Annotated in this window: 10 protein-coding genes; 7 read left to right on the plus strand and 3 right to left on the minus strand. The window is 74.9% G+C overall.

Annotation, left to right across the window (positions count from 1 at the left end; translation table 11 throughout):
* Positions 1–4 precede the first annotated feature (4 nt).
* Entirely contained in the window at positions 5–3,439 is a 3,435-nt protein-coding gene (locus ACQPYD_RS05030; protein WP_433699975.1) for a glycosyltransferase, read from the plus strand.
* A gap of 3 nt (positions 3,440–3,442) precedes the next feature.
* The gene (locus ACQPYD_RS05035) at positions 3,443–5,011 is read left to right on the plus strand and encodes a DUF5719 family protein (protein ID WP_433699976.1); all 1,569 of its coding nucleotides are present in this window, start codon (positions 3,443–3,445) and stop codon (positions 5,009–5,011) included.
* A gap of 187 nt (positions 5,012–5,198) precedes the next feature.
* Here the strand turns inward: ACQPYD_RS05035 and ACQPYD_RS05040 are convergent, their stop codons facing one another.
* On the minus strand, positions 5,199–5,594 hold the full coding sequence (locus ACQPYD_RS05040; protein WP_267948297.1) for a metallopeptidase family protein: 396 nt from the start codon (positions 5,592–5,594) through the stop codon (positions 5,199–5,201).
* Between the two features lie 236 nt (positions 5,595–5,830).
* Between ACQPYD_RS05040 and ACQPYD_RS05045 the strand changes: the two genes are divergently transcribed.
* The 4 genes from ACQPYD_RS05045 (at position 5,831) to ACQPYD_RS05060 (ending at position 9,470) form a co-directional block, all read left to right on the plus strand.
* Positions 5,831–6,262 (plus strand): DUF3499 domain-containing protein, encoded by a 432-nt coding sequence (locus tag ACQPYD_RS05045; protein ID WP_433699977.1) that lies wholly within the window; start codon positions 5,831–5,833, stop codon positions 6,260–6,262.
* Between the two features lie 109 nt (positions 6,263–6,371).
* Complete coding sequence (locus ACQPYD_RS05050) at positions 6,372–7,724, plus strand: phosphomannomutase/phosphoglucomutase (RefSeq protein WP_433699978.1); 1,353 nt, start codon at positions 6,372–6,374, stop codon at positions 7,722–7,724.
* Between the two features lie 88 nt (positions 7,725–7,812).
* A complete protein-coding gene (locus tag ACQPYD_RS05055) occupies positions 7,813–7,989 on the plus strand; it encodes a Trm112 family protein (protein ID WP_082376097.1) in 177 nt (58 codons plus the stop codon).
* Between the two features lie 158 nt (positions 7,990–8,147).
* Positions 8,148–9,470, plus strand: coding sequence for a protein kinase domain-containing protein (locus ACQPYD_RS05060; RefSeq protein WP_433699979.1), 1,323 nt, complete (start codon positions 8,148–8,150; stop codon positions 9,468–9,470).
* Positions 9,471–9,735: 265 nt separating this feature from the next.
* Here the strand turns inward: ACQPYD_RS05060 and ACQPYD_RS05065 are convergent, their stop codons facing one another.
* Complete coding sequence (locus ACQPYD_RS05065) at positions 9,736–10,917, minus strand: hypothetical protein (RefSeq protein ID WP_433699980.1); 1,182 nt, start codon at positions 10,915–10,917, stop codon at positions 9,736–9,738.
* Positions 10,918–11,036: 119 nt separating this feature from the next.
* Positions 11,037–11,453 carry a MerR family transcriptional regulator gene (locus ACQPYD_RS05070; protein WP_330158902.1) on the minus strand — a complete coding sequence of 139 codons (417 nt, stop codon included), beginning with the start codon at positions 11,451–11,453 and terminating at the stop codon, positions 11,037–11,039.
* A 128-nt stretch (positions 11,454–11,581) separates the two neighbouring features.
* On the opposite strand from ACQPYD_RS05070, the gene ahcY reads away from it, so the two are divergent.
* Positions 11,582–13,018, plus strand: coding sequence for an adenosylhomocysteinase (gene ahcY, locus ACQPYD_RS05075; protein WP_267948303.1), 1,437 nt, complete (start codon positions 11,582–11,584; stop codon positions 13,016–13,018).
* The last annotated feature ends 87 nt before the right edge of the window (positions 13,019–13,105 follow it).

Raw genomic sequence — 13,105 nt, forward strand, 5'->3', positions numbered from 1 at the left:
AGCCGTGCTCGACCCCGATTCCGACCGACACGTCGTCACCGCGGTCATCGTGTCCCACGACGGCGCCCGCTGGCTGCCCGAGACGCTGTCGGCCCTGCGCGCCCAGTCCCGCCCCGTCCAGCGCGTCGTGGCCGCCGACACCGGCAGCGCGGACGGCAGCGCCGACATCCTCGGCGAGCACCTGCCGTCCGGCGCGGTCCTCGACCTGCCCGCGCGCACCGGGTACGGCGACGCCGTCCGCGCCGCCCTGGAGCTGCCCCGCGCGAGCACCGCCGTGCACGGGGCCGACGAGGACGCCACGGAGTGGATCTGGCTCGTCCACGACGACCTCACCCCGGAGGAGGACACCCTCGCGCACCTGCTGGCCGCCGCCGACCGGGACCCGCGCGCCGCCGTCCTCGGGCCCAAGCTCCGCGACTGGTTCGACCGCCGCCTCCTCGTGGAGGCCGGCGTCACCATCGACGGGGCCGGCCGCCGCGAGACAGGCCTCGAACAGCGTGAGTTCGACCACGGACAGCACGACGGCAACCGCCAGGTCCTCGCCGTCTCCAGCGCGGGCATGCTCATCCGCCGCGACGTGTGGGACCGGCTCGGGGGCTTCGACCCGGCGCTCCCCCTGTTCCGCGACGACATCGACTTCTGCTGGAGGGTGGGCGGGGCCGGACTGCGCGCCCTGCTCGTCACGGACGCGGTGGCCTACCACGCCGAGGCCTCCGCGCGCAGGCGCAGACCCATCACCGCCGCGCGCAACCACCCGCGCAGGGTGGACCGCCGCCACGCGGTCTTCGTCCTCCTGGCCAACCTGCCCTTCGGCGGCATGGTGGGCGCCCTGGTCCGCAACTCCGTGGCGTCGCTGCTGCGCGTGGTGACCTACCTGCTCATCAAGCAGCCCGCCAACGCGCTGGACGAGGCCGCGGCGATCACACTGGTGTACGTGCGGCCCCTCCAGCTCGCGCGGGCCCGCTTCCGGCGCCGCCGCGACCGCCGCCGCACCTACAGCGCCATCCGCCCGTTCCTCGCGCACGGGGTGGCGGTGCGCCAGTTCTACGACGTCGTCACCGGCCTGCTGTCCGGCGAGCCCGTCCGCAACACCCCCGGCCGCCACCAGGCCGTCACCGCGCCGCCCGGGTCCGAGGACGAGGACGAGGCCCCGACCGACAGCAACGGCTTCGTGCGCAGGGTCCTCCTCCGGCCGGGGGCGCTGCTGTTCCTCGGGCTCACCGCGGTCACGCTCGTCGCCGAGCGCTCCCTGCTGTTCGGCGACCTCCTCGCCGGAGGCGCGCTGCCCCCGGTCGCGGGCACCGCCGGCGACATGTGGGCCCTCTACCTGTCCGGCAGCCCCGACAGCGGACTGGGCTCCGACGGTCCCGTCCCGCCCTATGTCGGGCTCCTCGCCCTGCTGTCCACCGTCACCCTCGGCAAGCCGTGGCTGGCCGTCACCGTCGTCCTCCTGGGCTGTGTGCCCCTGGCGGGCGCGACCGCGTACGCCCTCGCCCGGCAGGTGCTGGGCTTCCGCCCCGCCCGCCTGTGGATGGCGGCCGCGTACGCCCTGCTGCCGGTCGCCACCGGCGCCGTCGCCCAGGGCCGGATCGGGACCGCCCTGGTCCACGTCCTGATGCCCGTGCTCGGCCTGCTGCTGGTGCGGCTCGTCGCCATGCCCCCGCGGCCCTCGCGCCGGGCCGCGTGGGCCCTCGGCCTGGTCCTGGCGGCCGCGACCGCGTTCGTGCCCATGGTGTGGCTGCTGTCCCTGGTGACCGGGGTCCTCGTGGCCCTGGCCTTCGGGCACCTGGGCCGCCGCGTCTACGTCAGCATCGCGATCGGCCTCGGGCTCCCCGTGGTGATCCTGCTCCCGTGGTCGCTCGAGCTGTTCCTGCACCCCACCCTGTGGCTGCTGGAGGCCGGGCTGCACCGCCCCGAGCTGTCCGCCCCGGGCGCCGCCCCGCAGGAGCTCCTCCTGCTCTCCCCGGGCGGCCCCGGCACCCCTCCGTTCTGGGTGACGGCGGGGCTGGTCGTCGCCGCCCTGTGCTCACTGCTCCTGCTCCGCAACCGCGTCCTCGTCGCCGCCGGGTGGTCGCTGGCGCTCTTCGGCGTCCTCGTGGCCATCCTGACCGCCCGCGTCGTCATCGAGCCCTACTACGGGGGCCCGCCCGCCCCGGTCTGGCCCGGCGTCGCCCTCGCCTTCGCCGCGACGGCGGTCCTGCTGTCGGCGGCGACCGCCGCCCGCTCCTTCGGCGACATGGTGCGCCTGGGCGGTGCGCGCCGGGTCTTCGCCGTGGCCGTGGCGGTGCTCGCCCTGGCCACTCCCGTCTCCGCGGCCGCCCTGTGGATGTGGAACGGGGTGGAGGGGCCGCTCACCGCCCGGGCGACCCCCGTCGTCCCCGGGACGCTGGCCGACGGCGGCGCCGGCACCGAGCCGCGCACCCTCGTGGTCACCCCGGACGGGGAGGGCGGGGTGGACTACGTCGTGGTGCGCGGGCGCGAGCCCCGCCTCGGGGAGGAGCGCGTCGTCCCCCCGGCCGGGGCGCGCGCGGCCATGGACCGCGCCGTCGCCGGGCTCGCCGCGGGCCAGGGCGGCGACCAGGTCCACACCCTGGCCGACCACGGCATCCAGTACGTGCTCTACCCGCGTCCGCAGGTGAGCGGCCCCGCCGACGCGACCATGGTCGACACCCTGGACGGCACCCCGGGGCTCGGAAGGCAGTCGCTGTCCCAGCACTACGCGCTCTGGGAGGTGGGAGTCCCCACCGGCGCCCTGCGCGTCGTCTCCGAGGACGGCGCCGGCTCCGAGCCGCTCCGGGTGAGCGGCTCGGGGGACGAGCGGACCGCGGAGGTGCCCCAGGGCCGCACCGGGCGGCGCCTCGCCCTCGCCGAGACCGCGGGTCCCGGCTGGCACGCCACCCTCGACGGGGCCGAACTGCCCCCGGTCGCGACCGAGGGCGGGACCCAGGCGTGGGAGCTCCCGGTGGACGGCGGCGAGCTGCGCGTGTGGCACACCGACCCCGTCCACGCCGCCTGGCTGGCCACCCAGGGGGTCCTGCTCCTGGCGGCCGCGGTGCTCGCCGCGCCGGGCGTGCGCACGGAGGAGGAGGTGCGCCTGATCGAGTCGACCCCGGCCCCGCGCCCGCGCCGGCCGGAGCGGCTGCGCGTGAACTCGCGCCGGAGGGGGCGCGCCCGGCGCGCAGGCCCCGTCCCGGGTTCGGGCCGCCCCCCGGCGGGGACGGAGGACGCCGACGGGTCGGAGGAGGGCGCGCCCGCGCCGGATCCCGGCGCCGGACCGGGCACGGGCTCCGTGCCCGTCACCCCCGAGGGGGGACACCGCCGTGGGACGCGCGGCGCCCGCGGGGTCCGGAGGAAGGCCCCCGGCAGGCGCCGCGCGGGCGGCCGGCGCGGGGCCGACGACGGGGGCGCCGGAGCGTCCCGGACCGAGCGGGAGGAGTAGTCCGTGCGACTGATCGTGGAGAACCGTTTCGCTCTGTTCGGCCTGGTCGCGCTGGCCCTGGCCGCGCTGTTCGGCGTGGCCTTCGCCGCCCGGCCCGTGACCGCCGAACTGGGGGTCACCGAGCCGGGCACCGTGCGCCCCGACCACGCGGTGCGGGTCTGTCCGGCCCCGCACGAGGAGGGCGACAGCACCGTCGCCGCGTTCGCCCCCCGGGTGGGCCGCGACGACGAGGGAGGGCTGTGGGCGGAGTCCGTTCCGGCCGCCCCCGGGGAGGACGGGGACGAGGAGGCCGGGAGCGGCTCCGGGGACGAGGAGGACGCCGCGGGACGCGACCTCCTCGGCGACGAGCTGACCGAGCCCGGCCGGGTGTGGAGCGCCGACGCCTCCGACGCCTCCGACCCCACCGCGGTCCGGGCCGAGGGCTCCCTGGCCTCGGGCCTCGACGCCGCCCAGACCACCCTCTCCGGCGGCTCCGTCACCGAGGTGCGCTGCGTCGAGCCCTCCATCGGCACGTGGTTCGCCCTGCCCGGCGCCGGCGGGGGCGAGGCCGTGGAGGTCGACGCGATCACCGCCCGCCTGGCCAACCCCGAGGACTCCCGGGCGACGGTCAGCGTGGACGTCTACACCGAGGGCGGACCCTCCTACTCCTCCGAGAGCCGGGGCATCTCCCTGCCGGCCGGGGAGTCGACCGAGCTCGACCTGACCGAGCTGGTCCGGAGCACGGGTGCCGTCGGCGTCCACGTCCGCACCAGCACCGGCCGGGTCGCCGCGTCCCTCCTCGCCGAGCACGCCTCCGGCGGGGCCGACTGGGTGCCGCCCACGGCGGCGCCCGCCGTGCACCACGTCGTTCCGGGGATCCTCGGCGGGGACGGGCGCCGCCACCTGGTCCTGGCCGCCCCGGGGGACGAGCCCGCCGAGGTGCGCGTCCACGCGGTCGCCCCGTCCGGGGACGGCGGGGAGGAGGACGCCTCCGGCGTCGGCGGCTCCGGGACGGCGGAGGACCCGCTGGTCGTCGCCGTGCCCCCGGCCGCGGCCGCCTGGGTGACCCTGGAGAGCGTCCTGGGGGGCGAGGCGGGGGCGGTCGTCGTGGAGTCGGACGTGCCCGTGGTCGCGGGCGTGGCCGCCGAGGCGATGGACGGCGACGACGTCGCCGAGACCGCCTACACGTCCGCCGTGCCGCCGCTCGGCCCGCCGCTGGACGCCACGGCCGTCCTGCCCGACGTCCCCGAGGGCACGGACACGGAGCTCGTCCTGAGCGCCGTGGAGGGCGACGCCTCGCTGATGGCCACGCCGGTCACCGCCGACGGCACCCAGGGGGACGCCGTGCGCGTCGCGGTCGCCGCGGGGACCACCGTCGTCTTCGGCGCGGAGGAGGACCCGTGGGAGGCCCCGCCGGGCGCCGACCCGGAGGACGGGTACGCGGTCCGCCTGGAACTCCTGGAGGGCTCCTCCCTCCACGTCGCCCGTGTGCTGCGCGACGGGGACGGCGTGAGCGTGCTGCCGGTGCGCCCCGCCCCGGTCGAGATCCCGCTCCCGGTGGTGCGCGACAGCATGGTGGGGATCGTCCCCTAGCGCGGCCCGGCCGCCCCCGCCGCGGCCCCGTCGCGGGTTCGGCCGTCGGGCCGGCCGGGGGCGGGGCGTCCCGCGTCACACCGGCAGCGGTTCCGGTCGGGGTGTCCCGGGGCGGCGTCCCGCGGGCACGGGGCTCCCGGGCCGGGGCCCGCGGACCGCACGGACTCCGGCGGCGCCCCGAGGGGCGTCAGCTCTCGGGGTCGACCGACTCCGGTTCGACGCCGAGCAGGTTGGCGACCTCCTCGACCACCGTCTCGTGGACCAGGAGGGCCATCTCCTCGGGATCCTTGGTCCGGATCTCCACCGGGCGCCGGTACACCACGATGCGGGACCGGCCCGAGGGGTCGGTCTCCAGGCGGGAGAAGGGGATCGCCTCGGAGAGGGGTCCGTGGCGCGGGATCGGCGGGACGTCCTCCACGAGGAAGTCGACATTGGCCAGCTCGCGCGCCCACAGACGTTCGAGGCGTTCGACGGCGTCCAGGACGAGATCGTCGAAAGCCTGCGCCCGGCTGCGGAACACCGGCAGGTCAGAGGGCACGAGAGGACCGCGGATGCCTCGGCCGCGGCGGTCCCGGCGCCGCATTCGGTCTGGTTGGCCACTGGAAAGGCGCACTCGTCGCACACTTCGAGACTAAGCCATCAGGGGCCCCGCGCGTAGTCCCCTCCGCCGCGAAGGTGGCCGACTCCCGGATCCGGGGCCTCCCGGCCCCTCCCGGGGGCCGCCCGGGGCGGCGCGCGGGGCCGTGGATGGAGCGCGGACGGACCAGCTCGTGGAACGATGCTGGCGTGTCCCTCAGTAAAGGCATACAGTCGAACGCTGTGAGCCCTGTTCGCCGCTGCTCCCGTACCGCCTGTCGGCAGCCTGCCGTCTTCACGCTCACGTACGTCTACGCCGACTCGACGGCCGTCCTCGGTCCTCTCGCCGCCTACGTGGAACCGCACTGCTACGACCTCTGCGCCATGCACGCCGACCGCCTGACGGCGCCGCGCGGCTGGGAGGTCGTCCGACTCCCCGTCGAGACGGCGGGAGGCGGCCCCGGCAGCGACGACCTGGAGGCCCTCGCCGACGCCGTGCGTGAGGCGGCCCGCCCCCCTGCCCGGAACACATCCCCCGACGAGGTCGGCGAGGGCGCCGAGACGCTGCGCAGAGGTCATCTGCGCGTGGTCAGGTCCGACCCCGGCCGGGGCGACCAGCAGCGGCCGGGCGGCCCCCCCGGCCGGCCGTACACGGGTCCGCCCGAACCCCGCTAGACAGCGCGGTGCCGGTGGGGTCGCCGCGCCGCCGCTTGCTAGCTTGGTACAGCGCGGAAGGACCCGCGCGGGAACGAACGTGGAGCAGGACCGACCGTCCGGAGAAGACGTGGCTGATCTCGGAAGCATCTTCAAGGCATACGATGTGCGCGGTGTGATCCCGGACACCCTGAACGCGGACATCGCGCGCGCGATCGGCGCGGCCTTCGCCCGTGTCGTCGGCGGTGAAGCCGTCGTCGTCGCGCACGACATGCGCCCCTCCTCGCCGGAACTGGCCGCGGCCTTCGCCGAAGGGGTCACCGGCCAGGGGCTCGACGTGGTCTTCACCGGGCTGGGCTCCACCGACCTGCTCTACTACGGTTCGGGCCACCTCGGCCTGCCCGGCGCCATGTTCACGGCCAGCCACAACCCCGCCGAGTACAACGGCATCAAGATGTGCCGGGCCGGGGCCGCGCCCATCAGCGCCGACACGGGCCTGGACGAGGTCAGGCGCCTGGCCGAGGAGGGCGTCCCCGCCCACGACGGGCCCTCCGGGAACGTCACCGAGCAGGACCTCCTCCCCGGCTACGCCGACTACCTCCGCGGCCTCGTGGACCTGTCGGGCATCCGCCCGCTGAAGGTCGTCGTGGACGCGGGCAACGGCATGGGCGGCCACACCGTCCCCGCCGTCCTCGAACAGGGCCTCCCGCTGGAGATCGTGCCCCTCTACTTCGAGCTGGACGGCACCTTCCCCAACCACCCCGCCAACCCCCTCGACCCGGCCAACCTGGTCGACCTCCAGGCCAAGGTGCGCGAGACGGGCGCCGACATCGGCCTGGCCTTCGACGGCGACGCCGACCGCTGCTTCGTCGTCGACGAGCGGGGCGACGCGGTGCCGCCCTCCGCCGTCACCGCGCTGGTCGCGGGCGAGGAGCTCGCGCGCGAGCCCGGGTCCACGATCATCCACAACCTGATCACCTCGCAGGCCGTCCCCGAGATCGTGCGCGAGCGGGGCGGCGTCCCCGTCCGCACCCGGGTCGGGCACTCCTTCATCAAGGCCACCATGGCCGAGACCGACGCGATCTTCGGCGGGGAGCACTCCGCCCACTACTACTTCCGCGACTTCTGGCGGGCCGACACCGGTATGCTCGCGGCGATGCACGTCCTGCGGGTCCTGGGGACGGACGACCGTCCGCTCTCCCGGATCACCGAGGAGTACTCCCGCTACGCCGGATCGGGCGAGGTCAACTCGAAGGTCGCCGACGTGCCCGGGCGCCTGGCGGCCGTGCGCGCCGAGTTCGCCGGCAGGGACGGCGCCACCGTCGACGAGCTCGACGGACTGACCGTCTCCCTCCCCGGCGGATCGTGGTTCAACGTGCGCGCCTCCAACACCGAACCGCTGCTGCGGCTCAACGTCGAGGCCCCCGACGAGGCGTCCATGGCCGGGCTCCGCGACGAGGTGCTGGCCGTCATCCGCGCCTGAACAGGCATCATGGTGGGGAGGGGCCGGCCGCACCGCCGTCCGGCGCGGCGGCCGCCCCCGCCCCGCACACACACGAGGAACGAGGACCATGAGCACGAAGATCGACGACTGGCTGCTGGAGATCCTGGCCTGCCCCCAGAGCCAGGCCCCGCTGCGCCACGACCCCGAGACGGACGAGCTGGTCTGCGACGAGAGCGGCCTCGCCTACCCCATCCGGGACGGCATCCCGGTCCTGCTCGTCGACGAGGCGCGAAAAATCGGTTGAGGTCGGATGGAACGGCACGGCTGTTCCGGCAGTCCTATCGTGTGCGGCAGGGGATGAGGTCCCTCCTGGGGGCATGACGGGACGCACCCCCGCATTCCCCGCAACCCGTACCCTGTTCCTGCGCGCCCCGCTCAAGACGACCTCCCTGGAGGACCCCGATGCCCGGTTCCGAATCGCTGCTTCCGAGCGACCCCTCCTCGTTCGGCGAGTACAGCGTGACCGGACGGCTGGGCAGGGGCGGGCAGGGCGTCGTCTACCTCGCGGAGGACGCGGACGGCGGGGAGGTCGCGGTCAAGGTCCTCAACGACCAGTGGTCGCAGGACTCGGACCTGCGCAAGCGGTTCGAGAAGGAGGTCCGGGCGGCCCAGAAGGTCGCCTCCTTCTGCACGGCCGCGATCATCGACGCCCAGCTCGACAGCGACCCCCCGTACGTGGTCAGCGAGTTCGTCCCGGGCAAGGACCTCCAGGAGACCGTGGCCAAGGGCGCGGTCCTGCGCGGGTCCACCCTCCAGCGGCTCGCGGTCTCCACCGCGACCGCCCTGGTCGCGATCCACAGGGCGGGCATCGTCCACCGCGACTTCAAGCCCGGCAACGTGCTGCTCGGCCCGGACGGGCCGCGCGTGATCGACTTCGGCATCGCCCGGGTCGACGACGGCACCGCCACCATGACCAACTCGATCGTCGGCACGCCCTCCTACATGGCCCCCGAGCAGATCGAGGGCCAAGGCATCACCGACAAGTGCGACATCTTCGCGTGGGGGTGCGTGATCGCGTTCGCGTCCTCCGGACGCGCCCCGTTCGGCTCGGACACCGTCCCCGCCGTGGTGCACCGCGTGGTCAGCGCGCCCCCGGACCTGGACGGCGTCGACGAGGCCCTGCGCCCCGTCGTCGAGTCGTGCCTGGACAAGAACCCCGCCAACCGGCCCAACGCCCAGACGCTGCTGATGCGCCTGCTCGGCCACGACGGACCGGAGACGAGCGGTCCGTCCACCGACGACGTCGTCAGGCAGGGCGAGCAGATCGCCCAGGCGACCCCGGCCACCGGCGGCCAGACGCCGTACCGGCCCCAGCCGCCGACGGGCCCGCAGGCCGGCGCCGTCGGCTACACGCCCGTCAACCCGCGCCCCGGCATGCCGGGCTACCCCGGGGGCCCCGACCCCCGGCACGGGTTCGGCCACCCGGGCGCCTCCGGCCCGCGGCCCGGCGTGCCCGGGCACCCCGGCACGTCCAACCCGCGTCCGGGGTACCCGCAGCACCAGCAGTCGCACGCCATGCACCACGGCGTGCACAACGCGGGCAACCCGATGCTCACGGGCATGGCCCCCAACCCGACCTACGCCCGCCCCGGCGGTCGGCAGCCCATGCCGCGCCCGGTCGAGCAGAACTCCGTGCTCCAGCAGAGCTGGGTCATCCCGGCGGTCCTCATCACCATCGTGATCCTCCTGCTGCTCCTGATCCTGATCGCCCTCGGCGGAGGCTGACCCGCCCGCGGTAGCGGCGCCCGTCGCGGCGCCCGCGGGCCGACCGCCCCGGCGGAACCGTCCCACCGCGGCCACGCCCGTCCTCCGGGCCCCCGCCGCGCCCCGGCCCCGCGCCACACCGTCCCGGGCGTCCGGCGCGGTCGCCGCCGCCCCGCGCGGACCGGGGCCGCCGGACGGGCCGGCGGCGCGACCGGCTCCCCGGGGGCCGCGGCGGCGCACGCGCGGTCCTCTCCCGCCTCCCTGCCGCGAGGGACGCGGTCGCGCGTCACACCCGCGTGAGCTCGTTCATGGCGCGGGACACGGCCTCGTCCACGAGGTCGCGCACCTGGGGCCAGCGGTCGTCCACGCAGTCGGTCGGCATCACGGTCACGCTGTCGGTCCCCGACATGCCCAGCGCGTCCCTCACCCCGTCCGGCGTGGTCAGGCGCCCGTCGGCGGACACCGCCAGCACACCGGTCCGGGGCCGCCCGACCTCCTGCACGACCACGCACAGCGACAGCGAGGCCTCGCCCACCACCAGTTCGAGGGCCGTCCACCAGTGCGCCGCGCCCGGGGTGAGCACGGCCCGGGCCGCGGTCGCCGCGACCGGGCTCTCCGGGGCCGGGGCGTCGGAGCCTCCCGAGTGCACGAGGGCCCGGGCGCCGGGGTCCAGGGCCCGCAGGATCAGGGCGACGGGCTCCCTGCGCGACCGCACGTAGTCCTGGACGCGGCGGCGGGTCACGGCGGCCAGCGGCGAGACCGGCGAACGCGGCGCCGGGGCGGTGCTGTCGGAGGACCAGCTCAGCTCCTCGCGCAGGGACCGGTTGACCAGCTTGGCGAAGTGCCGCACCAGCCCGGCGAGGCGCTCCCCGGGGTCCGCCCCCGTGGACGGGGGCTCCGTGAGGCGGTCGGGCACCAGCGGGGGGAAGTCCGCCCTCCGCAGCACCAGCGAGGCCAGCACCCAGGGCAGGGCCCAGGGCCGGTCGTCGGGGTCCGCCCGCTGCCGGGGACCGTCCCCGGAGGCGGCCGAGGCGAGTTCGTCCAGGACCGCGGAGCACTCCGCGAACGTGTGGGCCGCGCGCACCACCGGGTGGACGGGGGCGGAGGCGGCCCCGGCCAGGCGGAGCGCGTGCTCGGAGTCCAGGGTGAGGCCGGGGGAGCGGGTGGGACCGTCCTCGGGCAGGGCGCGTGCGCGCTCGGCGAGTTCCGCGACGTGGGCGGCCGTGACCGGCTCACCCCACCTCCGGTCCTCCGAGGCGGACTCGACGAGCCCCTCCAGGGCCGGACCGCCGCCCAGCGCCCGGACACGGCGCCGGGTGAGCTCCCGCCGCGCCTCCCCGCGCGCGTCGCGGGGACGGTCCTGGCGGTGCTGGGCCCAGATCACCCGCAGCCGGTCGACGTCCATCAGGTCTTCGCGCACGGGGTTCGGGAGCCGGTCCAGAGCCGCGCCGCTGCGTAGGGTATCCACGTCCTCTCCGTAGCCCGTGGGCAGTTTGCCAAAACATGCCGAACGCCTTCACCTGTGGCCGTGACCGGACGCACGCGCGTGTGAACCCTTCGTGTTCACGCGCGTCCACACCCGTCACATCAGGACCGGCGGCCGTCGAGCAGACGCATGGCCTTCTGCTTCTCGAAGTCGAGGGCGCGCGCGGGGGCGGCCGCGAGCCTGCCCAGCCGCTCCCCGTGCGCGCGCACACGGGCGAGGACGTCGGGCTCGGCGAGCACGCGCAGGGCGAACGCCAGGGCGGCGGGAGGGATGTCGAACTCCCGCTCCAGCTCCAGGCCGACGCCGATCGTGCGCAGGTCCTCCTCGGTGAAGCGGCGGTGCCGGTGCCCCCGCCCGGTCGGCTGCTCCTGGGTGCGGGGCAGCAGCCCCAGCCCCTCGCGGTAGCGGAGCATCCGGGCCGTGGTGCCCACCCGCTCCGCGGCGGCGGAGATCGGCACGGGGCCCGTCGGCCAGGTGGTCCGGTCGGGGGCGGGCGGGGCGTCGTCGAGGGCGGCCATGCACGCGACCCTAACCGAACGCCGCCACCGGTCGGCGCGAATCTGACAGGACTTTGTCAGCTTTGTGCTGGTGCCGGGCCTGCGGGCCTAGAATCGTGGTCGCAACGACCACCACGAGTGAGGAACGCATGGCTTTCGACTTCAAGGTCGCCGATCTTTCCCTGGCTTCCTTCGGCCGCGACGAGATCCGACTCGCCGAGCACGAGATGCCCGGTCTCATGGCCACCCGCGCCGAGTACGGGGACAGCAAGCCGCTGAGCGGGGCCCGCATCATGGGCTCGCTGCACATGACGGTGCAGACCGCGGTCCTCATCGAGACCCTCGTCGCCCTGGGCGCCGAGGTCCGCTGGGTCAGCTGCAACATCTTCTCCACCCAGGACCACGCCGCGGCGGCGGTCGTCGTCGGCCCCGACGGCACCCCCGAGGACCCCAGGGGAGTCCCGGTCTTCGCCTGGAAGGGCGAGACTCTGGAGGAGTACTGGTGGTGCACGGAGCAGGCGCTGACCTGGCCCGGCGCCGACGGTCCCAACATGATCCTGGACGACGGCGGCGACGCCACCATGCTCGTCCTCAAGGGCGCCGGTTTCGAGTCGCTCGGGTCCGTCCCCGACCCCTCCACGGCGGAGAGCGAGGAGTTCGCGGTCGTCCTGTCCCTGCTCCAGAGGAGCCTGGCCGAGGACCCCGCCAAGTGGACCGGGATCGCCGAGGGCATCAAGGGTGTCACCGAGGAGACCACCACCGGTGTGCTCCGCCTGTACGAGATGCAGCGTGACGGCACCCTCGCCTTCCCGGCGATCAACGTCAACGACTCCGTCACCAAGAGCAAGTTCGACAACAAGTACGGCATCCGCCACTCGCTGCCGGACGGCATCATGCGCGCCACCGACGTGCTCATCGGCGGCAAGGTCGCCGTGGTCTGCGGCTACGGCGACGTCGGCAAGGGCGCGGCCGAGGCGCTGCGCGGCCAGGGCGCCCGCGTCATCATCACCGAGATCGACCCGATCAACGCCCTCCAGGCCGCCATGGACGGATTCCAGGTGACCACTCTGGAGGACGTGCTGGAGACCGGTGACATCTTCATCACCACCACCGGCAACTTCAACGTCATCATGGCCGACCAGATCACCCGCATGAAGCACCAGGCGATCATCGGCAACGTCGGCCACTTCGACAACGAGATCGACATGGCCGGCCTGGCGAGGGTCCCCGGCATCGTGAAGAAGGAGATCAAGCCGCAGGTCCACGAGTGGACCCTCCCCGACGGCAAGTCCGTCCTGGTGCTGTCCGAGGGCCGCCTGCTCAACCTGGGCAACGCCACCGGCCACCCCAGCTTCGTGATGTCCAACAGCTTCACGAACCAGGTCATCGCGCAGATCGAGCTGTTCACCAAGCCCGACGAGTACCCGATCGGCGTGTACACGCTGCCGAAGATCCTGGACGAGAAGGTCGCCCGCCTGCACCTGGACGCCCTCGGCGTCAAGCTGACCACGCTCACCAAGGAGCAGGCCGCCTACATCGGGGTGGACGTCGCCGGCCCGTACAAGGCCGACCACTACCGCTACTAGGGAGTGTTTTTGGAGGATTTCGGGTCGGCGAGCGGCCGTCCGGGCCATCTCTCGCAAGCCGATGTGCGAAGTTCGGCCTGGTTGTGC

This window comes from Nocardiopsis sp. CA-288880, from assembly GCF_050955985.1.
GTDB lineage: Bacteria > Actinomycetota > Actinomycetes > Streptosporangiales > Streptosporangiaceae > Nocardiopsis > Nocardiopsis tropica.